The 23,994-nt window shown below is 72.7% G+C and carries 22 protein-coding genes; 10 read left to right on the forward strand and 12 right to left on the reverse strand.

The window, feature by feature from the left end:
- Positions 1-2: 2 nt before the first annotated feature.
- The gene (gene lexA, locus ACWD5O_RS14585; RefSeq protein WP_354963159.1) at positions 3-788 is read right to left on the reverse strand and encodes a transcriptional repressor LexA; all 786 of its coding nucleotides are present in this window, start codon (positions 786-788) and stop codon (positions 3-5) included.
- Between the two features lie 591 nt (positions 789-1,379).
- Here lexA and nrdR point away from each other — a divergent pair.
- The gene (gene nrdR / locus ACWD5O_RS14590) at positions 1,380-1,883 is read left to right on the forward strand and encodes a transcriptional regulator NrdR (RefSeq protein WP_354963158.1); all 504 of its coding nucleotides are present in this window, start codon (positions 1,380-1,382) and stop codon (positions 1,881-1,883) included.
- Positions 1,884-1,945: 62 nt separating this feature from the next.
- Positions 1,946-4,840 (forward strand): vitamin B12-dependent ribonucleotide reductase, encoded by a 2,895-nt coding sequence (locus tag ACWD5O_RS14595; RefSeq protein WP_450085573.1) that lies wholly within the window; start codon positions 1,946-1,948, stop codon positions 4,838-4,840.
- 185 nt (positions 4,841-5,025) lie between these two features.
- Here ACWD5O_RS14595 and ACWD5O_RS14600 read toward each other — a convergent pair whose 3' ends face one another.
- Positions 5,026-6,138 (reverse strand): FAD-dependent monooxygenase, encoded by a 1,113-nt coding sequence (locus tag ACWD5O_RS14600; protein WP_450085574.1) that lies wholly within the window; start codon positions 6,136-6,138, stop codon positions 5,026-5,028.
- Positions 6,139-6,287: 149 nt separating this feature from the next.
- Between ACWD5O_RS14600 and ACWD5O_RS14605 the strand changes: the two genes are divergently transcribed.
- The gene (locus ACWD5O_RS14605) at positions 6,288-7,223 is read left to right on the forward strand and encodes a DUF2332 domain-containing protein (RefSeq protein WP_450085575.1); all 936 of its coding nucleotides are present in this window, start codon (positions 6,288-6,290) and stop codon (positions 7,221-7,223) included.
- Positions 7,224-7,253: 30 nt separating this feature from the next.
- Here the strand turns inward: ACWD5O_RS14605 and ACWD5O_RS14610 are convergent, their stop codons facing one another.
- From ACWD5O_RS14610 to ACWD5O_RS14620, 3 genes are all read right to left on the reverse strand, one after another.
- The gene (locus ACWD5O_RS14610; RefSeq protein ID WP_450085576.1) at positions 7,254-8,189 is read right to left on the reverse strand and encodes a GNAT family N-acetyltransferase; all 936 of its coding nucleotides are present in this window, start codon (positions 8,187-8,189) and stop codon (positions 7,254-7,256) included.
- The gene (locus ACWD5O_RS14615; RefSeq protein WP_450085577.1) at positions 8,186-9,166 is read right to left on the reverse strand and encodes a MerR family transcriptional regulator; all 981 of its coding nucleotides are present in this window, start codon (positions 9,164-9,166) and stop codon (positions 8,186-8,188) included. Before ACWD5O_RS14615 ends, ACWD5O_RS14610 begins: the two co-directional genes overlap by 4 nt.
- Before the next feature lie 415 nt (positions 9,167-9,581).
- Complete coding sequence (locus ACWD5O_RS14620) at positions 9,582-10,877, reverse strand: MFS transporter (protein WP_450085578.1); 1,296 nt, start codon at positions 10,875-10,877, stop codon at positions 9,582-9,584.
- A 181-nt stretch (positions 10,878-11,058) separates the two neighbouring features.
- Between ACWD5O_RS14620 and ACWD5O_RS14625 the strand changes: the two genes are divergently transcribed.
- Genes ACWD5O_RS14625 through ACWD5O_RS14635 form a run of 3 tightly spaced genes read left to right on the forward strand, consistent with a single transcriptional unit; the run spans position 11,059 to position 13,015 of the window.
- Positions 11,059-12,048 (forward strand): asparaginase, encoded by a 990-nt coding sequence (locus ACWD5O_RS14625; RefSeq protein ID WP_450085579.1) that lies wholly within the window; start codon positions 11,059-11,061, stop codon positions 12,046-12,048.
- 41 nt (positions 12,049-12,089) lie between these two features.
- On the forward strand, positions 12,090-12,344 hold the full coding sequence (locus ACWD5O_RS14630) for a DUF5522 domain-containing protein (protein ID WP_450085580.1): 255 nt from the start codon (positions 12,090-12,092) through the stop codon (positions 12,342-12,344).
- Positions 12,341-13,015, forward strand: a complete 675-nt coding sequence (locus ACWD5O_RS14635; RefSeq protein WP_450085581.1) for a hypothetical protein — start codon at positions 12,341-12,343, stop codon at positions 13,013-13,015. Before ACWD5O_RS14630 ends, ACWD5O_RS14635 begins: the two co-directional genes overlap by 4 nt.
- 31 nt (positions 13,016-13,046) lie before the next feature.
- On the opposite strand, the gene ACWD5O_RS14640 is transcribed toward ACWD5O_RS14635, so the two are convergent.
- Positions 13,047-13,736, reverse strand: coding sequence for a metal-dependent transcriptional regulator (locus ACWD5O_RS14640; RefSeq protein ID WP_450085582.1), 690 nt, complete (start codon positions 13,734-13,736; stop codon positions 13,047-13,049).
- A gap of 101 nt (positions 13,737-13,837) precedes the next feature.
- Here ACWD5O_RS14640 and ACWD5O_RS14645 point away from each other — a divergent pair, with 101 nt between their 5' ends.
- Genes ACWD5O_RS14645 through ACWD5O_RS14655 form a run of 3 tightly spaced genes read left to right on the forward strand, consistent with a single transcriptional unit; the run spans position 13,838 to position 18,509 of the window.
- The gene (locus tag ACWD5O_RS14645) at positions 13,838-14,698 is read left to right on the forward strand and encodes a sulfurtransferase (protein WP_450085583.1); all 861 of its coding nucleotides are present in this window, start codon (positions 13,838-13,840) and stop codon (positions 14,696-14,698) included.
- Between the two features lie 48 nt (positions 14,699-14,746).
- Positions 14,747-15,928: an acetoin utilization protein AcuC gene (locus tag ACWD5O_RS14650; RefSeq protein ID WP_450085584.1), complete on the forward strand. Its 1,182-nt coding sequence runs from the start codon at positions 14,747-14,749 to the stop codon at positions 15,926-15,928.
- A gap of 25 nt (positions 15,929-15,953) precedes the next feature.
- Positions 15,954-18,509, forward strand: a complete 2,556-nt coding sequence (locus tag ACWD5O_RS14655; RefSeq protein WP_450085585.1) for a bifunctional acetate--CoA ligase family protein/GNAT family N-acetyltransferase — start codon at positions 15,954-15,956, stop codon at positions 18,507-18,509.
- Between the two features lie 23 nt (positions 18,510-18,532).
- On the opposite strand, the gene ACWD5O_RS14660 is transcribed toward ACWD5O_RS14655, so the two are convergent.
- The 4 genes from ACWD5O_RS14660 to sigB all read right to left on the reverse strand — a co-directional run bounded on the left by ACWD5O_RS14660 (position 18,533) and on the right by sigB (position 20,944).
- Positions 18,533-18,940 (reverse strand): VOC family protein, encoded by a 408-nt coding sequence (locus ACWD5O_RS14660; protein ID WP_450085586.1) that lies wholly within the window; start codon positions 18,938-18,940, stop codon positions 18,533-18,535.
- Positions 18,937-19,443, reverse strand: coding sequence for an SRPBCC family protein (locus ACWD5O_RS14665; RefSeq protein ID WP_450085587.1), 507 nt, complete (start codon positions 19,441-19,443; stop codon positions 18,937-18,939). Before ACWD5O_RS14665 ends, ACWD5O_RS14660 begins: the two co-directional genes overlap by 4 nt.
- Complete coding sequence (locus ACWD5O_RS14670; protein ID WP_449935139.1) at positions 19,440-19,817, reverse strand: ArsR/SmtB family transcription factor; 378 nt, start codon at positions 19,815-19,817, stop codon at positions 19,440-19,442. The genes ACWD5O_RS14665 and ACWD5O_RS14670 overlap by 4 nt, the downstream gene beginning before the upstream one ends.
- A 122-nt stretch (positions 19,818-19,939) precedes the next feature.
- A complete protein-coding gene (gene sigB / locus ACWD5O_RS14675; RefSeq protein ID WP_354963135.1) occupies positions 19,940-20,944 on the reverse strand; it encodes an RNA polymerase sigma factor SigB in 1,005 nt (334 codons plus the stop codon).
- Positions 20,945-21,188: 244 nt separating this feature from the next.
- Between sigB and ACWD5O_RS14680 the strand changes: the two genes are divergently transcribed.
- Positions 21,189-21,977, forward strand: a complete 789-nt coding sequence (locus ACWD5O_RS14680) for a sporulation protein (RefSeq protein WP_450085596.1) — start codon at positions 21,189-21,191, stop codon at positions 21,975-21,977.
- Between the two features lie 91 nt (positions 21,978-22,068).
- Here the strand turns inward: ACWD5O_RS14680 and dtd are convergent, their stop codons facing one another.
- A complete protein-coding gene (gene dtd / locus ACWD5O_RS14685; RefSeq protein ID WP_450085588.1) occupies positions 22,069-22,491 on the reverse strand; it encodes a D-aminoacyl-tRNA deacylase in 423 nt (140 codons plus the stop codon).
- Positions 22,491-23,975, reverse strand: coding sequence for a DUF7782 domain-containing protein (locus ACWD5O_RS14690; protein WP_450085589.1), 1,485 nt, complete (start codon positions 23,973-23,975; stop codon positions 22,491-22,493). Before ACWD5O_RS14690 ends, dtd begins: the two co-directional genes overlap by 1 nt.
- Positions 23,976-23,994: the final 19 nt, after the last annotated feature.

The raw sequence follows: 23,994 nt of genomic DNA on the forward strand, positions 1-23,994 counted from the left end.
GGTCAGATCCGGCGCAGCACCGCCACGACCCGGCCCATGATGGTGGCGTCGTCACCGGGGATCGGGTCGAAGGCTGGGTTCTGCGGCATCAGCCAGACGTGCCCGTCGCGCCGCCGGTAGGTCTTGACGGTCGCCTCGCCATCGAGCATGGCGGCCACGATCTCGCCCGAGTCGGCGGTGGGCTGCTGCCGGACGACCACCCAGTCGCCGTCACAGATCGCGGCGTCGAGCATCGAGTCGCCCTTGACCTGGAGCATGAAGACCTCGCCCTCGCCCACCAGCTCGCGGGGGAGGGGGAAGATGTCCTCCACCGCCTGCTCGGCGAGGATCGGCCCACCGGCGGCGATCCGGCCGAGCATCGGCACGTATGCCGGGGTCGGCCGCTGCGCGCGGGACAGCTCGTCGTCGATGGCCTCGCTCGGGGCCCGGACGTCCACCGCGCGCGGCCGGTTGGGGTCGCGGCGCAGGAAGCCCTTCTTTTCCAGCTCCTTGAGCTGGTAGGCGACGCTGGACGGCGACACGAGGCCGACCGCCTCGCCGATCTCCCGGACGCTCGGCGGGTAGCCGTGGCGCTCCACCCAGCTGCGGATGAACTCCAGGATGCGGCGCTGGCGTGCGGTCAGGTCGACCGTCGCCGGGTCGGGGAAGGTGCTGACCACCGGGGTGACCGGGCGCACGACGGGCTGGCCCGTCCGGCTGCGCGCGGCGCTGCGGCGTCGGGTGGCCGGCGGGCCCGCCTCGGTGATCTGCTGCGGGCTCTTCGGCCGGCTGGCCCGGTCCTCGGTCACGTCCGTCCTCCCTGGTCGGCGCTGGGTGCCTCGTCGGCTCGTGGTGCGTGCGGTGGTGCCACGACGGTGCTGAGGGTGGTGCGTCGCCGCGTGTGGCGAAGATCCATCGCACCCGGCTGTTCCTGACCGTATAGGTGAGATCGGTCATTTTCAAACATCTGTACGACCTCTCACCGGCGTGTCGGGGTGAAAAACCACTCCTGTCGTACGGATGTTCTGATAAATGGTACGTCGGATAGCACGGGTGTTCGATCCTCGGCCGTTTTGCGGGCTACTGCGGCCCGTTGGCCGGTAACCGCGGCGGGGGTCCGGCGTTGGGTCTTCCGGTGGAGCGCTGGGGTGGATGACCGGATGGTCCGTGACGCGCCGGACACGCCAGCCAACTTGACCCGGGTTCGCCAGCGACATACGGTCAACCCCTAGATGTAGTAGTGACACGGGCGTAAGTTGCCTACAGGTTGGGTCCGACTACCGACCGCACTCTCGTAACGTCGACCACGGCGGGCGCCGTCTCCGGACGGCACCGTCGTGGCGAGCCGTGCCCGGGAGTGCCCGGCGCAACCGTGGTTGATCATGATTAGGAGGTAGGCGATGCGGTGTCCGTACTGCCGGTACGCCGACTCCCGGGTGGTCGACTCGCGGGAGGCCGACGACGGTCAGCTCATCCGGCGGCGACGGTCCTGCCCGGAGTGCGGCAAGCGGTTCACCACCGTCGAGGAGGCGGTCCTCGCGGTCGTCAAGCGCAGCGGGGTGACCGAGCCGTTCAGCCGTACGAAGATCATCGGCGGGGTGCTCAAGGCGTGCCAGGGCCGGCCCGTCGACGAGGACTCGATCGCGCTGCTGGCCCAGAAGGTCGAGGAGACCGTGCGGGCCAAGGGTGCCGCCGAGATCCCCAGCCATGACGTGGGGCTGGCCATCCTGGGCCCTCTGCGGGACCTGGACGAGGTGGCGTACCTGCGGTTCGCCAGCGTCTACCGGTCCTTCGACTCGCTCGCCGACTTCGAGCAGGAGATCGAGACATTGCGGGCCGCGGCCCGCGCCCGGGAGGGCGCGGCCCAGGCCGGGGCGGCGGGGACCGCCGGCCGTACCAACTGAGGTTTGTGTTGCTGACAGGTGGAAGCGCGGCGGGTGGCCGCGTGGACGAGGGGGCGGATGAGATGTCGGGGGATGGTGTGACGACAAGCAGGTCACGGAGCAAGGCCAGCGCGAGCGCCGGGGTGAAGATCGAGCGGGTGTGGACGACCGAGGGGGTCCACCCGTACGACGAGGTCACCTGGGAGCGCCGCGACGTCGTGATGACGAACTGGCGGGACGGCTCGATCAACTTCGAGCAGCGCGGGGTGGAGTTCCCGGAGTCGTGGAGCGTCAACGCGGCGAACATCGTGACCACCAAGTACTTCCGGGGCGCGGTGGGGACCCCGGAGCGGGAGTGGTCGCTCAAGCAGTTGATCGACCGGGTGGTCAGCACCTACCGCACCGCGGGTGAGGAGTACGGCTACTTCGCCAGCCCGGCCGACGCCGAGATCTTCGCGCACGAGCTGACCTGGATGCTGCTGAACCAGGTGTTCAGCTTCAACTCGCCGGTCTGGTTCAACGTCGGTACGCCGTCGCCGCAGCAGGTCAGCGCCTGCTTCATCCTGTCCGTCGACGACTCGATGGACTCGATCCTCGACTGGTACAAGGAGGAGGGGCTGATCTTCAAGGGCGGCTCCGGCTCCGGGGTCAACCTGTCGCGGATCCGCTCGTCCCGTGAGCTGCTCTCCTCCGGCGGCAACGCCTCCGGCCCGGTCAGCTTCATGCGCGGCGCGGACGCCTCGGCCGGCACCATCAAGTCCGGCGGCGCGACCCGGCGGGCGGCCAAGATGGTCATCCTCGACGTGGACCACCCGGACATCCAGGAGTTCGTGGTCACGAAGGCGCGCGAGGAGGACAAGATCCGCGCGCTGCGCGACGCCGGGTTCGACATGGACCTCGGCGGCTCCGACATCGTCAGCGTGCAGTACCAGAACGCCAACAACTCGGTCCGGGTCTCCGACGAGTTCATGGCGGCGGTGGAGAACGGCGGCGGCTTCGACCTGCGCGGCCGGCTGGACGGCTCGGTGATCGAGACCGTCGACGCCAAGAAGCTGTTCCGCGCCATCTCCCAGGCCGCCTGGGAGTGCGCCGACCCGGGCCTGCAGTACGACGACACGATCAACGACTGGCACACCTGCCCGGAGACCGGGCGGATCACCGCGTCGAACCCGTGCTCGGAGTACCTGCACCTGGACAACTCCTCGTGCAACCTTGCCTCGCTCAACCTGATGAAGTTCCTCCGCGCCGACGGTGGCTTCGAGGTGGAGAAGTTCGTCAAGTCCGTCGAGTTCGTCATCACCGCGATGGACATCTCCATCTGCTTCGCGGACTTCCCGACCGAGAAGATCGGTGAGACCTCCCGCGCCTACCGGCAGCTCGGCATCGGCTACGCCAACCTGGGCGCCCTGCTGATGGCCACCGGCCTGCCGTACGACTCGGAGCAGGGCCGCTCGGTCGCCGCGGCGATCACGTCCCTGATGACCGGCACCGCCTACCGCCGCTCGGCCGAGCTGGCCGGCGTCGTCGGCCCGTACGACGGCTACGCCCGCAACGCCGAGCCGCACAAGCGGGTCATGCGCAAGCACGCGGCGGCCAACGACGAGATCAAGCCGACCAGCCCGGTGGCCACCGCGATCGTCCGCGAGGCGACCAAGCAGTGGACCCAGGGCAACAAGATCGGCGACAAGAACGGCTGGCGCAACGCGCAGGCGAGCGTCCTCGCCCCGACCGGCACGATCGGCTTCATGATGGACTGCGACACGACCGGCGTGGAGCCGGACCTGGCGCTGGTCAAGTTCAAGAAGCTGGTCGGTGGCGGCTCGATGCAGATCGTCAACCAGACGGTTCCGCGTGCCCTGCGCAGCCTCGGCTACCCCGAGGAGCAGGTCGAGGCGATCGTCGAGCACATCGCCGACCACGGTCACGTGGTGGACGCCCCCGGCCTCAAGCCGGAGCACTACCCGGTCTTCGACTGCGCCATGGGTGAGCGGACGATCGCCCCGATGGGTCACGTGCGGATGATGGCGGCCATCCAGCCGTTCGTCTCCGGCGCGATCTCCAAGACGGTCAACATGCCGGAGGCGGCCACCGTCGAGGACGTCGAGAAGATCTACTTCGAGGGCTGGAAGCTCGGCCTCAAGGCGCTGGCGATCTACCGGGACAACTGCAAGGTCGGCCAGCCGCTTTCGGTGGCCAAGTCCAACAAGGCCACCGAGCCGGCCGCCGTCGAGACCGCAGCCGCCGCGCCGGCCGCGGTGGAGAAGGTCATCGAGTACCGGCCGGTGCGTAAGCGCCTGCCGAAGAAGCGCCCGTCCGAGACGGTCAGCTTCTCCGTCGGTGGCGCCGAGGGCTACCTCACCGCGTCGTCCTACCCGGACGACGGCCTCGGCGAGGTCTTCCTCAAGATGTCCAAGCAGGGCTCGACCCTGGCCGGGGTGATGGACGCCTTCTCGGTGGCCATCAGCATCGGCCTGCAGTACGGCGTGCCGCTGGAGACGTTCGTCAGCAAGTTCACCAACATGCGCTTCGAGCCGGCCGGGATGACCGACGACCCGGACGTGCGGATGGCGGCCTCGGTGATGGACTACATCTTCCGTCGCCTGGCGTTGGACTTCCTGCCGTACGAGCGTCGCGCCGAGCTGGGCATCTTCACCGCCAGCGAGCGGGCCGCGCAGCTGCGCGCCGAGGCCGACGCGGAAGCCGCCGCCGTGACCGGCGCGGAGCTCACCGCGATGGCGTCCTCGGCACCAGTGGAGGCCCCGGCCAAGCCGGAGGCCGTCGCGCAGCCGGCGCAGGAGATGGCCGAGGTGGCCGCCGCCAAGCCGGCTCCGAGCGTGGGTTCCAGCACCGAACTGCTCGAGGCCGTGATCGGCAAGGCCGCCGACGCACCGCTCTGCTTCACCTGCGGTACGAAGATGCGCCCGGCCGGTAGCTGCTACGTCTGCGAGGGCTGCGGCTCCACCAGCGGCTGCAGCTGACGTACGCGATCGACCGTATTACCCGCGAGCGCGGCAGGGATCACCTGCCGCGCTCGCGGCATTCCCGCCTGATCGACTCGGGTTCAATGAAATCGGGGCATCATCCTCGCCCGGATACCCCGACATCACGGAACCCGAGTCGATCGTGATGGACCGAAGCCACGCGAGTAGCGCGGCTCGTCGGGTCAGGGGCGGGCGAACAGCGGCCTGTAGTTCGACCGGAACATCTGCTCGCCGAGGCGGCGCAGCACCAGGTCGCGCAGCGCGGGCGACAGCCCGGTGGCCTTGTCCCGGCGGTGCGTCTGGCTGAGTACCCAGTCGGTACGCGGGCGGCGGCGCACCTCGTAGCCGTGCAACGACTCGGCGATGCTCCCGGCGGCGGCCAGTGACTCGGCGAGCACGACGGCGTCCTCCAGAGCCATGGCCGCGCCCTGGGCCATGTTCGGCGAGGTGGCGTGAGCGGCGTCGCCGATCAGCAGCACCGGGCCCCGGGACCAGGAGTCGAGGACGACCTCCTGGTTCGGCCCGGCGTGCAGGGTGCTGGCGTCGTAGTCGAGGGCCTTGAGCATCGTGGCGGCCGGCTCGGTGAACGTCGCGCCCAACTCGTCGCGCCAGCCGGGTCGGTCGGCCACCGGGCCGTCGTTGTAGTAGCAGTACGTCTGCTCGGCGCTGATCGGGACCGTCAGGAACTGCCTACCGCGCCCCAACTGCACCGACCAGACCGACTCGTCGTCGATCCGGGGAGCGACCCACCGGTACGCGTACTGGCCGAGGTCGCGGGCCGTCTGACCGTTGAAGGCGAGCCGCCGGACCGTCGAGTTCACCCCGTCGGCGCCGATCACCAGGTCGTACCGTGCGGTGCTGTCGTCGTCGAACTCGACGGCGACCACGTCGCCCTCCTGGCGGAGAGCGACCGGCTGGCGGCCCCAGCGGATCGGGGCGTCGCCGACGCCGGCGAGCAGGGCCCGGTGCAACTGCGCCCGGGACAGCGACGCGCAGGGCCCGACGCCCTGCCACAGTGCGGCCACGTCGATGTCGAAGAGGCGGCGTCCGCGCTGGTTGGCGCTGCGCTGCCGGGTGATCTCCACGGCGACGTCGGCGACCGGCTCCCGCAGACCGAGTACGTCGAGCATCCGGGTCGCGTTGCCGGTGAGGTAGATGCCGGTGCCGGAGTCGGCCGGCCCAGGTGCCCGCTCAACCACGTCGGCCGTCGCGCCCCAGTCCCGCAACGCGGACACCGTCGCCAGTCCGGCGACACCACCGCCGACGATCAGTACCCGAACACCGTCACCCCGCACGACATGTACCTCCCCGTTGCCCGTTCCGACCGGTTGAGCTGCTGCTCAACGGTCCGGCCGCCGCCGCACTCTATGAGGCGGGGAAGGCGGCGGCTGGCATCGGAGACACGGGGTGTGACGTGCCGGCGGATGGCTGCGACGATCAGGACATGACGACCGCTGAGGCGTACGCCAGGTTTGCCCGCCGCGAGGTGCGCGGGGTCTCGCCCGCGTACGAGCGGCTGTCCCTGGCGGTGTCCCGCGACGACGAGCTGCTCGCCCTGCTCGACGGGCTTCCGCCGGCCAAGCGGCAGCCGAATCTGTTGTTCGGTGTCGTCCGGTGGCTCGGCGGCCCGGTCGAGGACCCGGCCGCGTTCCACGACTACGCCGTGACGAACTGGTCGGCCATCGAGGCGCAGGTGCGGGCTCGGGCCACCCAGACGAACGAGGCCGGGCGGTGCGCGGTCCTGCTGCCGGTGCTCGCCGCGCTGCCGCAGCCGCTCGCTCTACTGGAGGTCGGCGCGTCCGCCGGGCTCTGCCTCTACCCCGACCGGTACGCCTACCGCTACGGCGAGCATCAGGTCGGCTCCGGCGAGCCGGTCCTGGACTGCGCGGCCAGCGGACTGGTACCGCCGGCACGCGTACCCAAGGTGGTGTGGCGGGCCGGCCTGGACCTCAACCCGCTCGACGTGACCGACCCCGACGACGTGTCCTGGTTGGACGCCCTGATCTGGCCGGAGCACGCGCACCGGCGGGCCCGGCTGCGCGCCGCGGCGGCGGTCGCCGCGGCCGACCCACCGCTGCTGGTCCGCGGTGACCTGGTGGACGACCTGCCGGCGCTCGCGGCGCGGGCGCCGGCAGGCGCGACCCTCGTGGTCTTCCACACCTCCGTGCTCTACCAGGTGCCCGTGCCGCGTCGGAAGGCGTTCGTCCGGCTGGTCCGTGGCCTGCCCGGGCACTGGGTCGCCAACGAGGCCCCGGAGGTGCTGCCGTACGACGGGTTGCCCGACCTCCCGGAGGCGGCGCTGCACAACGTCCTCGCCTTGGATGGGAAGCCGCTGGCGTGGACCCGGGGGCACGGCCAGGCGATGACCTGGTTCGGCTGACGCCCCCGGGGCGTCGATGCCGGATACGGGTCAGAGCGAACGGCTGAACTCCATCCGGTCGGCGAAGTTGTCGTAACCCGCGCGCTGAAATCCCTTGAACATCGCGATGTTCTGTACGTCGCAGTCGCCGCGGATCTCTGTGGCGCCGTTCTCCGCCAGGATCGCCGTACCCCGTGCCACGACCGACGAGCTGTAGCCCTTGCCCCGGTGCGCGGGAGCGACACCGACGAAGCCGATCACGGGAAAGGCGGGGCTGTGCGCCGGGAGGCTGATCACGGCCGGGGTGCCGTCGGCGTCGTACCCGATCTCCCACCACTGCGGCTCGTGGTGGAGTTCGGCCGATTCCTCGAACAGCAGCTCCGCGGCCTTGCGCCGGCCGTGCCGGCGTACGTCTTCGGACAGCCGGGCGTCGGCGGTGTCGGCGAGCAGGGCCTCCAGCAGATCGACGAAGGGTTCGGGGCCAAGGTCGGCGAGGGATCGGAATCGAAGCCGCTCGTCCTGCGCGGGCAGTTCCCCGCCGGCCAGCCAGCGGAAGCGCCGGCCGTCGCGGGCCACGGTGAATCCGGCCCGGCGCAGCAGTTCACCGCGCCGCTCGGGATGGCGCTGAAACTGTGGTGCCTGGGCCGGGGAATCCACCACATGCCCCAGTTCCGTGGCACCGAGCGTCCTGGCCAGGGTGGCCATCTCCGCGAGCAGGGCGAGCCCGACGGTCAGGTCGGGGTCGTCCCAGGGGGCCTCCAGGAGCACGACATCGCTCGGCATGTCGTGGCCCGGCATGGTCCACCCGGCAACGCTGCCGATCAGACGGTCGCCGTCCTCGGCCACCAGGCACCACTCCGGCCGCGTGCAGCCCTTGGTGAGTAGGTCGGTCAGGTAGGTGCTGGTCGCGGCATTGCGTCCGGCATCGTTCGCGTATTGGACGAGCCCGGGGATTTCGTCGGAGCGGGCAACACGGATCGTGGTCACAGGAGGGGCCCTTCAGTGTGGGTGTGGGGCAGCTTACGCAGGGTGCGGATCGGCATCCGACCGCGCAGGGCCCGGATGAACCAGTCCAGCGCCGGCGCGGTCTGCCCGCCCGTCGGCCAGCCGTTGATCACCGCGAGCAGGTCGAGGTAGCGATCCCGGCGGGGATCGTTCGCCGTCTCCAGCCGGCTCAGCAGTCGACGCCGCAGATCGGCGCCGTCGGACTGGCCGCTGAGCTGCGCGTACCGGCCGGTGACGGTCTCCACGATGGCGTCGGCGGCCGGCGAGGTCGGGTCGACGCCGGCCGCCAGGGCGGGTGCCACGGCGTCCCGGACCACCGCGACAGCATCCGGGCGGGGCAGCCCCGGGACGTCGTGGTCGGCGGCGTACTGCCGCACCAGTCGCCGCATGCCGGCGCGGAAGTCCGGGTCCCGGGCCAGCTCGGCCAGCTCCACCCACGCCTGTATCTGCGCCGCGCTGGGCTCGTCAGGCAGCTCCGGGGTCAGCGACCGCATGATCCCCGGGTACGCCGGCACGGTCACGAGGCCGTCGAAGACGGCGTCGAGGAAGTCGTCGACCAGCCGGCGACGCTCCTGCCCGGAAAGCCGGGCCAGGGTGTGCAGCAGCTCCAACTCGTCGGCTCCGCCGCCGCGCCGGGTCGCCGCGGTGAGCACCGCGTGGCGCAGCCGCAGCACGCGGATCTGCACCGCCAACGCCTCGGCGTGCGCGGCGGCCACCTCTGCCAGCGGCACCTCGTGGTCGACCACCCGACGGATGGCGGCGAGGTCCACGCCGAGGTCGCGCAGCGTCCGGACCAGCTCCAGCCGGGCGACCGCGTCCGGGCCGTAGCGGCGGTAGCCGGCCGGACTCCGGTCGGTGGGCGGCACGATTCCCCGGTCGGCGTAGTACCGGATGGTCTTGACGCTCAGGCCGGTCCGCCGGGCCAGGTCGCCGATCGTGTAGCGCGTTTCCCCGTTCATGCCCCCACCCTGCTGTCTCCCCCCACTGGAGACTCAACCCGATACCGGCGGCGGCGGCTGACCACGCCCCGGCCGTACCCTGCCACGCGCCCTTTGCGCTGCTTCACTCCACGCAACACTCAGCACGGACAAGTGTTGCCTCCGTTGAAGCAGAGCAAAGGACCACACCCGGGCCTGGGCACCGGCCGGCGCCGCCGACGGCCGGGAGCGCGCCTGCGCTGACCCGCCGCCGGCCGGGCCCGGCACCGCGCGAGTGTGGTGCCGTCGGGCGCGGCGAAGCTGGCCACGAGTACGCCCTCCCAGGACTGTTGGCCCGTGCGGAACCGTCCGGGCGATGTGGGTCAGCGGGCCCGCTCGTGGCGCAGCAGGACGACGCCGCTGCCGAATACCCGGCTGCCGGGCGAATCGTCGGACCCTACGACGAAACCGTCGGATCCTTCGACGACACCGGCGGCATGTCCCGCATCCGGCGCAGCGGGGAGCAGACCACGAACAGGCACGCGGCCCAGGTGCCCAGCACACACACCCAGAGGGCGGCGCGCAGACCCAGCGCGGTGCCGAGCGCGCCGCCGGTCAGCGCCCCGAGCGGGATCACCCCGAGGCAGATCCAGAGGAACGCCGCGTTGACCCGGCCGAGGATCGCCGGCGGGGTGATCCGCTGCCGGTACGACATCGCCGCCACGTTGAACAGCACCGCGTTGGCCGAGAACGCGGCCAGCCCGGCCCCGTAGAGCAGCAGCCCCCAGCCGGGCTGCGCGAGCGGCATGAGCAGGTAGAACGGGCCAGGTGCGGCCATCGCCACCCAGATCACCCGGGCCGAGCCGAGCCAGGCCGTCAGCCGGGCGGCCAGCACCCCCACCACCAGCCCTCCGACCGCGCTGACCGAGAAGACCAGCCCCACCTGCACCGGGTTGGCGTGCAGCTCGCGGACCAGGAAGGTGACCTCGATCGAGCCGGACGCCATTACCCAGAAGTTCGACCAGGTGGTGCACGCCAGGATGCTGACGAGGATCGGTTGCCGCCGGATGAAGCTCAGCCCGTCGGTCAGCTCCACCCGAAGCGGCACCCGGGGGGCCGGCTCGCGGCGTACCGGCGCCTCGCGGATGAGGATCAGCGTCAGCGCGCTGACCACAAAGGCGAACCCGTTGGTCAGGAAGGTCCGGGCCGCGCCGACCAGCCCGATGAGCACGCCGCTGACCGTCGGGCCGACCAGTTCGGCGGCATCCTCGCTGATGGTGAGCTTGGCGTTGCCGTCCACCAGCAGGTCCGCCGGCACCAGCCGGGGCAGCAGGGTCTTGTACGCCACCGTGAACAGCACGGTCAGCACCCCGCCCAGCCCGACCACCGCGTACAGGAAGGGAAGGGTGAGTTGGCCGACCAGAGCGGCCACCGGCAGCGACAGCATGAGCGCGGCCCGACCCAGGTCACACGCGATCATCAGCCGCCGCTGGTCGAGCCGGTCGGCGACGATGCCCGCCGGCAGCGAGAAGAGCAGGTACGGCAGCCAGGCCAGGACGGTCAGCAGGGAGACCTGGAAGACGCTGGCATTCAGGGTGCCGGCGGCGAGCAGCGGCACCGCAACGTTGGCGATCCGGGTGCCCAGCTCGCTGACCGTCTGACCACCCCAGAGCAGCAGGAAGCTCCTGCTGCGCCACAGCGACGGGACGGCACCGGTCGCGCTCGCCGGGGCCTGGGTCACCTGCTGGGTCACGATCACAGCCTGTCTGTGCGGTCACGCGTGCCGCCGGCCGGCGGCCCGGGGACCCTACCGGGGCCGCGATCGCACACGACACCGCTTTTCGCGTCGTCCGGTCGGGTCGTCGGCCCGCTCAACGGGGCAGGTACCGTCCCAGGGCCGCGGGACGCCCCAGCGGCGAAAGGAGGGCCCATCCGTGTCCATCGCCCTGATCACCCTCGGCGGCACGATCGCGATGGGCGGCGTCGACGCCGGCCGCCCGGGCGTGGTCACCCGGCTCACCGGCGCGGACCTCACCGCCGCCGTGCCCGGCCTCGCCGAGCTGGGCGTACCCGTGGACGTGCGCGACACCCACGCGGTGCCCAGCGCTCACCTCACCGGCCGTCAGCTGCTCGACGTGGTCGCGGAGGCGTCCCGGGCGGTGAACGGCGGCGCGACCGGCGTGGTGGTCACCCAGGGCACCGACACGGTGGAGGAGACGGCGTTCCTGGCCGACCTGATCTGGCCGCACGCCGCCCCGCTGGTGTTCACCGGCGCCATGCGCAACCCCACCCTGGCTGGCGCCGACGGGCCGGCGAACCTGCTCGCGGCACTGCGGGTGGCCGCCGCGCCGGCCGCCCGTGACCTGGGCGTGCTGGTCGCCGTCAACGACCAGGTGCACGCCGCCCGCTGGCTGCGCAAGACGCACAGCACCAGCACCGCCACCTTCGCCTCGCCCAACGCCGGCCCGCTCGGCCAGGTGATCGAGGGGGAGGTACGGGTGCTGACCCGGCCGCAGCGGCACGAGCCGCTGCCGCCGGTCGACCCGGACCGGCTCGACGCGACCCGGGTGGCCCTGTACGTGGTGACGATGGACGACGACGGGCTGCTGCTGGATGGGTTGGCCGACACCCACCAGGGCCTGGTGGTGGCCGGCTTCGGAGTGGGGCACGTGCCCGCCACCCTGGCTCCGGCGCTCGGTGCCCTCGCCAGCCGGATGCCGGTGGTGCTCACCTCCCGATCCGGGGCCGGGTCGGTGCTGCGGCACACGTACGGGGCGGTCGGCTCGGAGACCGACCTGCAACGGCGTGGGCTGCTCAACGGCGGGTTGCTCGACCCGTACAAGGCGCGCGTGCTGCTGCGCCTGCTGCTCGCCGCCGGTGCCGGCCGGGACGAGGTGGCCGCCGCGCTGGCCCGGCACGGCTGACCACGGGCCGGGCGCTCCGACGGCGTCCCTAGACTGCTGCGGTGACCGGAGAGCGACGACCCCTGGCCGACCGGCCGCTCACCGAGCCGCACCCGTCCCGGCTGCCGCCCGAGCACCCCGACCGGCCTCGGATCATCGCGGCGCACACGGCCGCGCTCGCCGCCGGGGAGGCGGGCTATCTCGACCCGGCGACCGGGCTGTTCGTGCTCAGCGCCGGTTTCCTGGCCGGCCGCGGCACCTGCTGCGGACGCGGCTGCCGGCACTGCCCGTACGTGGACGACCGGTCGGCCGGATGAGCGCCGCTCGGGTCGCGGCGGACCCGCCGAACGAGGGCTTCCGCCGGGCCCGGACACCCCGTACGGTGTCCGACGGACACCTGGCGGGCACCTTCCGCCGTCGGTCGGCGAGAGGGTGGAGCGTGCGCGGGCGGATCGTGGTCGCCGGGCTGGCGGGGCTGCTGGTGAGCGGCTGCGCCGCCGAGGCCGAGCCGGTGGCGGTGCCACCGCCGGCACCGATCGCGGTGGACGTGCCGGCGGCGTCGTCGGGCGGCGCCTGCCGCCTGCTCGACTTCACGGTCATCGAGCAGCTGGTCAAGGTGCGCTTCGACGTGGCGGCCGCCAGCGAACGGGGTGACACGTTCACCTGCGTCGTCCGGGCCGAGCGCGCGGCGCTGCCGGAGCTGACGCTGAGCGTTACCGACACCAAGATCGACAAGGCCACCTTCGGCGCGGACGTGGTGCCCGACAAGGCGACGAAGGTGACCGGGCTGGGTCAGCAGGCGTACCGGCGGACCATCGCGGCGGCGAGCGGGCGCGGGCCGGTCGCCGAGGTGGGGTGGCTGGCCAGCGAGGGGCGGCTGGCAACGCTGAGCTGGACGGCGGCGAGCGGTGCCCAACGTTCGGCGGCCGAGAAACTGACCGGTGACCTGGTCGCGCTGGCCAAGAAGGTGAACACCCGGGCGCTGTGACGCCCGGGTCGCCCTCCTGGCCGGCGGTTGGTCAGTTGGCGGCGACGAAGACCCGGGAGGCGACCTCGCGGGGCAGCCGGACCCGGTCCCCGGAGCGGTCGATCGACACGCCGTCGCGCTCCTGGGCCACGGTCACCGTGGCGCCCGGGTCGACGCCGGCGGCGTGCAGCTGGCGCAGCACGTCGGCGTTGGTCTGCACGCTCTCGCAGATCCGGCGCACCACGACCGGCCCGGAGAGACCGGGGAAGGCCAGGTTGCGCTCACCCTCGCCGGCCTCGGCGGGCGCCGCCTCCGGCGAGCCCAGCTCCTCCAGGCCCGGGATCGGGTTGCCGTACGGGGAGCGGGTCGGCCGATTGAGCAGGTCGTACACCCGCTTCTCCACGGCGTCGCTCATCACGTGCTCCCAGCGGCAGGCCTCCTCGTGGGCCTCCTCGTAGGGCATCCCGATGACGTTGACCAGCAGCAGCTCGGCGAGGCGGTGCTTGCGCATCACGGACACGGCGGTGCCGCGACCCTGGACGGTGAGCATCAGGTGCCGGTCGCCCTCGACGGTGAGCAGGCCGTCGCGCTCCATCCGGGCGACGGTCTGGCTCACGGTGGGACCGCTCTGCTTCAGTCGCTCGGCGATCCGGGCGCGCAGCGGGGGCACACCCTCCTCCTCCAACTCGAGGATGGTGCGCAGGTACATTTCGGTCGTGTCGACCAGGTCGTGAGACTTCATGACGTCAGCGGCCCTCCGGTGCACGATGCTACCTCGCAGAACGGGCGATCGACCGCCGCCGACCCGCGAACCGACGACCGGCATGGTGTTGGATGGTCGCCATGTCCGGTAATCAGGAGCCGCTGGTCGAGGTCGAGCGGCTCGCCGCCGAGCTCGACCGCGCCGACCCGCCCACCCTGCTCGACGTCCGCTGGCGGCTCGCCGGCCCGCCCGGCCGCGACGACTACCTGGCCGGTCACCTGCCCGGCGCGGTCTTCGTCGACCTGGACACCGCGCTCTGCGGGCCGCCCGGTGCGGGCGGCCGGCACCCGCTGCCCGACCCGGCCGCGTTGCAGGCCGCGCTGCGGGCCGCCGGCGTCCGGGCCGGTCACCCCGTGGTGGTGTACGACGGCGGCGACGGGCTGGCCGCCGCCCGGGCCTGGTGGACGCTGCGCTGGGCCGGGCACCGCCCCGTCCGCGTGCTGCACGGTGGCTACCCGGCCTGGGTCGCCGCCGGTCGACCCGTCTCCACCGCGATGCCCACCCCGGCCCCCGGCGACGTCGAGGTGCGCCCCGGCGATCTTCCGGTGCTCGACGCCGGTCAGGCCGCCGCGCTGGCGGCCGCGGACGAAGCCGTACTGCTCGACGTGCGGGCCGCGCCCCGCTACCGGGGTGAGGTCGAGCCGATCGATCCGGTCGCCGGGCACGTCCCGGGCGCGGCGAACCTGCCCGCCGGAGAGTACGTCGGCCCGGACGGGCGTTTCCCGGCCGCCGACGTGCTGCGCGAGCGGTTCGCCGCCGCCGGGGTGACCGGGGCGCGGTCGGTGGGGGCGTACTGCGGCTCCGGGGTGACCGCCGCGCAGGCCGTGCTCGCGCTGCACCTGGCGGGCCGACCGGACGCGGCGCTCTACGTCGGATCGTGGAGCAACTGGGTGGCCGACCCGACCCGGCCGGTTGCCTCCGGGCCGACACCCGGCCGCTGAGCAGCGCGTGTGGTGGGCCGGCGACGGTCCTCGTGCGACGATGGGCACATGTCCGACGACACTGTGGTGGTGTGGGACGAGTCGCTGCTCGCCTACGACATGGGTGACCATCCGCTCGACCCCGTCCGGGTGGAGCTGACCGTCGCGCTCGCCCGCGAGCTGGGCATCCTGGACCGCCCCGGGGTCCGCCTGGTCAAGCCGGAGCCCGCCGACGACGCCCTGCTCACCCGGGTGCACCACCCGGCCTACCTGGCCGCGGTGCGCGCCGCGCCGCGCGACCCGCTCTTCGCCGGGTACGGGCTGGGCACCTCCGACAACCCGGTCTTCGACGGGATGCACGAGTCCAGCGCGCTGGTCGCCGGCGCCACGGTGGCCGCCGCCGAGGCGGTCTGGCGCGGTGAGGCGCGGCGGGCGGTGAGCGTGGCCGGTGGCCTGCACCACGCGATGCCCGCCCGAGCCTCCGGTTTCTGCGTCTACAACGACCCGGCGGTGGCCATCGCCCGCCTGCTCGACCTGGGCGCCGAGCGGATCGCGTACGTGGATGTGGACGTGCACCACGGCGACGGGGTGCAGCAGATCTTCTGGGACGACCCTCGGGTGCTCACGGTCAGCGTGCACGAGACCCCGCTCGCGCTCTTCCCGGGCACCGGTTTCCCGGACGAGACGGGTGGGCCGGGCGCGCAGGGCACCGCGGTCAACATGCCCCTGCCGCCCGGCGTCAACGACACCGGCTGGCAGCGGGCGTTCCATGCGATCGTGCCGTCGGTGCTGCGTGCGTTCCGGCCGCAGGTGCTGGTCAGCCAGTGCGGCGCCGACGGGCACCGGCTGGATCCGCTCGCCGACCTGAACCTCACGGTGGATGGGCAGCGGGCCACCTACGTCGCGCTGCGGGCGCTCGCCGACGAGTTGTGCGACGGCCGCTGGGTCGCCACCGGCGGCGGCGGGTACGCGTTGGTCGAGGTGGTGCCCCGGGCCTGGAGCCACCTGCTGGCAGTGGCCACCGGTGACCCGCTCGACCCGGCCACGCTCACTCCGCCGGCCTGGCGGGCACTGGCCGCCGCCCGTGGTCCGGGCCGGGAGGTGCCGCTGCGGATGACCGACGACGCGGACCCGTCGTACGAGCCGTGGCAGCCGACCGGCGAGCCGAACGCGGTGGACCGGGCGATCGCGGCCACCCGCAAGACGGTCTTCCCGCTGCTCGGGCTCGACCCGTACGATCCGCGGGACTGAGCCGGGCCGGGGGAGGACCGCGCCGGTGACCACCGTGGACCAGCCGGTGGACGTGCTGCTCAGCGACGGCAGCACCGTCCAGTTGCGGCCAATCAGGCCGGATGACGCGCCGGCCATCGTGGCGATGCACGGCCGGTTCTCCGACCGCACCCGCTACCTGCGCTACTTCTCGCCGTACCCGCGCATCCCCGAGCGGGATCTGATCCGCTTCGTCACGGTCGACCACCACGATCGGGAGGCGTTCGTGGTGCTGGCCGGCGACCGGATCGTCGCGGTCGGCCGCTACGAACGGCTGGGCCCGCAGGCCCCGGAGGCGGAGGTCGCCTTCGTGGTGGAGGACGCCCACCAGGGCCGGGGCATCGGCTCGGTGCTGATGGAGCACCTGGCCGACGCCGCCCGGCGCAACGGCATCATGAGCTTCGTCGCCGAGGTGCTGCCGGCCAACGGGCAGATGCTGCGGGTCTTCGCCGATTTCGGTTACCAGGTCCAGCGCGAGTTCGCCGACGGGGTGGTGCACCTCAACTTCCCGATCGCGCCCACCGAGGCCACGCTGGAGGTGCAGCGCGGCCGGGAGCACCGTACCGAGGCCCGCTCGATCGCCCGGCTGCTCGCCCCGCACGGCATCGCCGTCTACGGCGCGAGCGCGACCGGCCAGGGCGTCGGCGCGGCGGTGCTCGGGCACCTGCGCGACGGCGGCTTCACCGGCGCGGTGGTGCCGGTGCACCCGAGCGCGTCGACCGTGGCGGGGCTGCCCGCGTACCCGTCGGCGGTCGACGCCGGGGTGCCGGTGGACCTGGCGGTGGTGGCGGTGCCGCCGGAGGCGGCGACCGCGGTGGTGGCCGACGCCGCGGTCGCCGGCGTGCACGGCCTGGTGGTCATCTCCGCCGGCTTCGCCGAGGCCGGCGCCGAGGGCGCGGCGGCGCAGCGGGCTCTGGTCCGGGCGGCGCACGCCGCCGGGATGCGGGTGGTCGGCCCGAACTGTCTCGGCGTGGCCAACACCGACCCGGCGGTACGCCTCAACGCCACCCTCGCCCCGGCGCTGCCGCCGGCCGGACGGGTCGGCATCTTCAGCCAGTCCGGCGCGTTCGGGGTGGCGTTGCTCGCCGAGGCTGACCGGCGCGGCCTGGGGCTGTCCAGCTTCGTCTCGGCCGGCAACCGGGCGGACGTCTCCGGCAACGACCTGCTGCAGTACTGGCAGGACGACCCCGCCACCGACGTGATCATGTTGTACCTGGAGACGTTCGGCAATCCGCGTAAGTTCGCCCGGCTGGCCCGGCGGATCGGCCGGGCCAAACCGGTCGTGGCGCTCGCCTCGCCGGCCCGCCCGGTCGGGGTGGGCGACACCGCCGGCCCGGACGAGGTGGCCGTGGCCGCGCTCTTCGCCCAGTCCGGGGTGATCCGGGTGGACACCGTGCCGGAGCTGCTCGACGTGGGGGTGCTGCTGGCCAACCAGCCGCTGCCCGCCGGTGGCCGGGTCGGCGTGGTGGGCAACTCCTCGGCACTCACCGGCCTGGCCGCCAGCGCCTGCGCCGGGCAGGGCCTCACCGTCGTCGACGGGTACCCCCGCGACGTCGGGCCGCACGCCGGCGCTGCCGAGTTCGCGACCGCGCTGGCCGAGACGGCCGACGACGACCGGGTGGACGCCCTGGTGGTCGTCTTCGCCCCACCGCTGCCCGGCCAGCTGACCGGTGTGGACGCCGACGTCACCGCCGCGCTGCCGGCGGTGCTCGCGTTGGGCAAGCCGACCGTGGCGACCGTCCTGGTCGGCCGGCTGCCGGCGGGGGTGCCGGCGTACGGCGGCGTGGAGGAGGCGGTGCGGGCCCTCGCCCGGGTGCACCGGTACGCCGAGTGGCTGCGCCGGCAGCCCGGGGTGGCACCCGAGCTGCCCCGGATCGACCGGGCTGCCGCACCGGCCGCGCTGCGCGCCGACGCCACCGACCCGATCGCGCTGCTGGCCGCGTACGGCGTCGACGTCGTGGCGTCGGTGCCGGTCGACTCGGTCGGCGGCGCGGTCGACGCGGCGGCGCGGCTGGGCTTCCCGGTGGCGCTCAAGGCCGCCGCGCCGAGGCTGCGGCACCGGCTCGACCTCGGCGCGGTCCGGCTGGACCTGCCCGACGAGCCGGCGGTCCGCCGGGCGTACGCCGAGTTGGCGGCGGTCTTCGGCGCGGACGTCCTGGTGCAGCCGATGGTTGCGCCCGGCGTGGCCTGCGTGGTGGAGCTGGTGGAGGATCCGGCGTTCGGGCCGGTTGTCGGCTTCGGTCTGGGCGGCGTCGCCACCGAGTTGCTCGGCGACCGAGCCTGGCGTGCGGTGCCGTTGACAGACCGGGACGCCGCCGAGCTGGTCGACGAGCCGCGGGCGGCGCCGCTGCTGCGCGGGCACCGGGGCGCCGCCCCGGTCGACCGGACGGCCCTGGCGGATCTGCTGCTGCGGGTCGGTCAGCTCGCCGACGAGCAGCCCCGGGTGCGGTCGCTGACCCTCAACCCGGTGCTCGCCCGCCCGGACGGCATCTCGGTCCTGCACGCGCAGGTGCAGGTCGGCGGCGTGGCCGCCCGCCCGGACACCGGCCCCCGCCGCCTGTGAGTGCCCTCCGTCATCGGGTGCCGTCAGGCGCGGCTGGAGATCTGCTGGACCGCCCAGGCGTTGCCGTCCGGGTCGGCGAAGAAGACGAAGCCGACGTTGTCCAGCGGGTGCGGCATGGGGCTCGGGTTGGCGCCCAACACCTGGATCTCGCTGACTTCCACACCCCGCTCGACCAGCTCGGTGCGGGCCCGCTCCAGGTCGGGCACCACCAGTTGCAGGCCCTTGAGGGAACCCGGCGGCATGTCCGGGACGGCGCCCCTGCCGATCACGACGGAGCAGCCGGAGCCGGGCGGGGTCAGCTGGACGATCCGCACGTCGTCGCCGATCACCGTGTCGTGGTCGACGGCGAAGCCGAGCCGGTCGGCGTAGAACGTCTTCGCCCGGTCCACATCGGAGACCGGCACGACCACCACTTCCAACGTCCAGTTCACGGTGTCTCTCCTCGCATCGTCGTTGTCAGGCGCAGCAGGTCGGCGAGCCGCGTGAAGCTCTGCCCGACGCCCCGGGCCATCGGGTAGCGCAGCACGGTGTCCCGTCCCTCGGGGGTGGCGTAGCGCAGCGTGATGGTGACGGTCGTCCGTCCGGCCAGCTCGGTGAACGCGTGGCTGACCAGCGTCTCGCCCGGGTAGGACTGGTCGTCGAAGAGTTCGGTGCAGACCAGCCGGTGCGGTGGCTCGATCTGCCGGTAGACCCCAGCCTGGACCATCCGGGCCCCTCGCGGGCCCAGTGACACGAACCGCCACCGCCCGCCGACCCGCAGGTCGACGTCGCACTGCGCCAGCCGCCAGCCGCGCGCGCCGTACCACCGAACCAGCAGTGTGGGTTGGGTGAAGGCGGCGAACACCAGGTGTGCCGGCGCGTCGAACAGCCGACTCAGCACGATCTCCCGGTCGCCGGGAGTGTGCACGACGAGCGGGTCGTCGACGCCCGTCATCCGTCGGTCCCGTCCGGTTGGGCGTGCCGGCGCTCGGCGGCGGTTTCCTCGACGGTCTGGAGTTCGTCGAGCAGGGCATCGAGGCGCTGGTAACTCTCCGCCCAGTAGTCGCGGTAATTGGCGAGCCAGGCCGTCGCCTCCCGCAGCGGTCGGGCCTCCAGTCGGCACGGCCGTCGCTGGGCGTCCCGCCCGCGGCTGACCAGGCCAGCACGTTCCAGCACCTTGAGGTGCTTGGAGATGGCCGGCTGGCTCATCGCGAAGGGCTCTGCCAGCTCCGTCACGGTCGCCGCACCTCTGGCGAGCCGGGCGAGGATGGCCCGCCGGGTCGGATCGGCCAGCGCCGCGAACGTCGCGTCCAGCAGTTCGGTGCCCACCGCTTATAACCTCCTAGTTTCATAACCATGTGGTTTGTATCGCGGATCGACGTCACCGTCAAGCACCTCGACAACACGGAAGGCCCCGGCGAACCGCCAGGGCCTTCCGTGGGACCGGTGCGTCAGCAGGCGTACGCCTCCAGGCGCTGGGCGCGCTCCGGCGCGCGCAGCTTCAGCAGCGTCACCTTCTCGATCTGCCGGATCCGCTCCCGAGACAGGCCGAACTCCCGGCCGACCTCGTCCAGGGTGCGCTGCCGGCCGTCGTCCAGCCCGAACCGGAGCCGGATGACCGCCTGCTCCCGCTGGGAGAGAGTGGCCAGCACGATGCTCACCTCGTTGCGCAGCTCGCCCTGCGCGGCCGCGTCGCCCGGCTCAACGCGCGGGTCCACCGCGGCCACGAAGTCGCCCAGCGCGCTCTCGCCGTCGTCGCCGACGGCCTGGTCCAGGCTGACCGGCTCGCGGTCGTAGGAGATCAGCTCGATGACCTGGAACTCGGGGATGTCCAGCGCCCGGGCGACCTCCGCGACGGTGGGTTCACGGCCCAGCGTCACCGCCAGCTCGCGGCGGGCCCGCACCATCCGGTTGACCTGCTCCACCATGTGCACCGGGATGCGGATGGTGCGGGCCTGGTCGGCCATCGCGCGGGTGATCGCCTGCCGGATCCACCAGGTGGCGTACGTGGAGAACTTGTAGCCCTTGGCGTAGTCGAACTTCTCCACCGCGCGGATCAGGCCGAGGTTGCCCTCCTGGATCAGGTCGAGAAACGCCATCCCGCGTCCGGTGTAGCGCTTGGCGATGCTGACCACCAGCCGCAGGTTCGCCTCGAGCAGGTGGTTCTTGGCCGCCCGGCCCTCCGCGACGATCAGCTCCAGATCGGCCCGCAGCTCCGGTGAGACGGGGGTGCAGGTGGCCAGCTTCTCGTCGGCGAACAGGCCGGCCTCGATCCGGCGGGCCAGGTCGACCTCCTGAGCCGCGGTCAGCAGCTTCGTCCGGCCGATCCCGTTGAGGTAGGCCCGGACCAGGTCGGTGGAGATGCCGCGCTCGTCGGTGGCGTCCAGGTCGACGAGGACCTCGGTGACCCCGTCGGTGTCGGTGCTGGCGGCCGGGCGCGTCCGGTTTTCCGTCATCTGCAGGACCATCTCTGTCTCTCCCCGTGTCCACGTCTGTGCCGTGTCTCCGGCCCAGTGGTGCCGGTGTGACACACAGCTTGGCGGGCGGGGCGTAAAACGGGAGTGAGGCGATCGGGCACCCGACAGGAATCCGGTCGGATCGGGGCGGGAGTGTGTCGCCCCGGTGTGTCCTTGCCCGCCCCGGCTACCGTGCCGACGGTCGGCCACCCACGGTCGGCGGCGACAGGAGATGGAGAACGACGTGGTCTTCAAGCGGCTCATGCAGGCGATGGGGGTCGGCGGCCCGTCGGTGGAGACGGTGCTGACCAACCCGAACTGCCGACCGGGCGGCCAGTTGGAGGGCCGTATCCAGGTCATCGGCGGTGACCACCAGGTCGACATCGACCACGTGGCGCTGGGGCTGGTCACCCGGGTGGAGGTGGAGAGCGGCGACAACGACTACGACACCACTCAGGAGTTCCACCGCCAGCAGGTCACCGGTGCGTTCCGGCTGGAGCCCGGGCAGCGACACGACATCCCGTTCCGCTTCGACGTGCCCTGGGAGACACCGGTCACCGAGCTGTACGGGCAGCATCTGCACGGCATGACGATGGGGCTGCGTACGGAGCTGGAGGTGGCCCGCGCGGTGGACAAGAGTGACCTGGACGCGGTCTCGGTGCACCCGCTGCCGGCACAGGAGCGGCTGCTCGACGCGTTGCTGCGGCTGGGGTTCCGGTTCGCCCGCGCTGATGTGGAGCGTGGGCACATCTACGGCGTCCGGCAGACGTTGCCGTTCTACCAGGAGATCGAGTTCAACCCGGCGCCGCAGTACGCCCGCTCGATCAACCAGTTGGAGGTCACCTTCATCGCCGACCCGCAGCAGATGCAGGTGGTGCTGGAGGTCGACAAGCGCGGCGGTGTCTTCACCGAGGGTCGGGACGCCTTCGGCCGCTTCACGGTCGACCACGCCACCGCCGACCGCACCGACTGGACCGCCGAACTCGACGGCTGGCTCCGCCAGTCCCTCTCCCGCCGCGGCCTCTTCTCCTGACCGGGTCGCAACCGCCGGCTGATCATGAAGTTGTTGTCCCGACACGCCGCCGCGGCGGGCGATAACTTCATGATCAACGGGGTTGGGGCGGTTAGAGGTCGAGCAGGATCGTGCGGGGGCCGACGTTGGTGCTCTCGACGAGCATGTGGGCGCGGAAGCGGCCGGTCTCCACCTTGGCGCCGTGCTCGCGGAGCGCCTCGACGACGGCCGTGACCAGCGGTTCGGCCACCTCGGCCGGGGCGGCGGCCGTCCAGCTCGGACGGCGGCCCTTGCGGGCGTCGCCGTAGAGGGTGAACTGGCTGACCACCAGGACCGGTGCACCGGTGTCGGCCGCGGACCGCTCGTCGTCGAGGATCCGCAGCTCGTGCACCTTGCGGGCCATCGTCCGGGCGGTCTCCGGCGTGTCGGTGTGGGTCACCCCGAGCAGCACCAGCAACCCGTCCTCGATCGCGCCGACCACCGCGCTGTCGACCGTCACGCTGGCCCGGCCGACCGTCTGCACCACCGCCCGCATCAGCCGGGCACCGGCGCGATGAAGCCCCGCTCCACCAGGTGCGCGACGATCGGCCCCGCCGCCTCGGCCAGTTCGTCCGGCTCGACCTCGTGCGCCGCCGCCAGCAGGGCGAGCTGGTCACGTAGCGGCAGCCGGCCGTCGGCCCCGCCGACCAGCGCCAGCACCAGCGGGTCGACCTCCTCGGTCCACCGCAGGCCGTCCGGCATCGCGAGGACCTGCCGGTCCACCGCCCAGCCCTCGTCGCCCATGGTGGCCTCCTGGCGCAGCTGGAGGCCGTCGGCGGCCCGGTAGCGCTCGGCGAGCAGCGCCTCGGTGTCGCGTACCCGCAGGAAGTCCTGACGGTCGAACCAGGCGGCGACCTGGTCGCCCAGCGGCGGCTGCACCCGCTGGCGCAGCTCCTCCACCCGGACCACCGGGTCGTCGTGCCCGCCGCGGCGCAGGGACACGATGCCGAAGCCGATCGCCTCCACCTTGTGCGCGTCGAACCAGTCCAGCCAGGCGGCCATCCGCTCCGGGTCGGCGCTCTCGCCGACATCGGTGAGCCACAGGTTGACGTACGCCATGGGGTCGGCCACCTCGCGCTGGATCACCCAGGCGTCCAGGCCGGTCCCGGCGAACCAGCCGGCCACCCGCTCGTCCCACTCCTCACCGGCGACGTGCACCCAGTTCGCCAGGTACTGCATGGTGCCACCCTCGGTGAGCAGGCCGGGGGCGGCGGCGGCCAGCTCGGCGCCGATCGCGTCACCCACCCGGCCGGAGTCGCGGTAGACGTGCGTGGTGGTGCCGGGGCCGACCACGAACGGCGGGTTGCTCACCACCAGGTCGAAGCGGCGGCCGGCGACCGGTGCGACCATGTCGCCGCGCAGCAGTTCCCAGTCCTGGCCGTTGAGGGCGGCGGTCGTCGCGGCGAAGCGCAGGGCCCGCTCCGAGAGGTCCGTGGCGGTCACCGAGCCGGCGTGGGTGGCCAGGTGCAGGGCCTGGATGCCGGAGCCGGTGCCGAGATCCAGCGCGGTGTCGACCGGCCGGCGGACGGTCGCGCCGATCAGGGTCTGGGTGGCCCCGCCGATGCCGAGCACGTGCTCGGAGTGCAGCGGTCGGCCCGGCCGGGCGCTGGCCGGCACGTCGGCGAGCACCCACCAGTCGTCGCCGTACGGCTCCAGGTCGACGCCGGCGCGCAGGCCGTCGCCGTGCCGCTCGACCAGCCCACCGGCCACCGCCTCCGCCACACTCAGCGGAGCCAGCGCGGCGGCCACGGTCGCCTCCGACTCGGTCTGGTCGCAGATGAACACCCGGATCAGTGTGCCGAGCGGGTCGCGCTCCTCGGTGGCCTTCAGCGCGGCCCGGTAGTCGTTGCGCGCGACCGCGCCGGTGGCCTGCGAGCCGAGCCGACCCGCGATCCCGTTGCTGGTGAACCCGGCCCGGGTCAGCGCGGTGCGCAACGCGTCGACGCCGGCAGGGGAGAGCAGCATGTCGTGTTCGTCCACACCGCCATCCTGCCCCCCG

Source organism: Micromonospora sp. NPDC005161, from assembly GCF_053599855.1.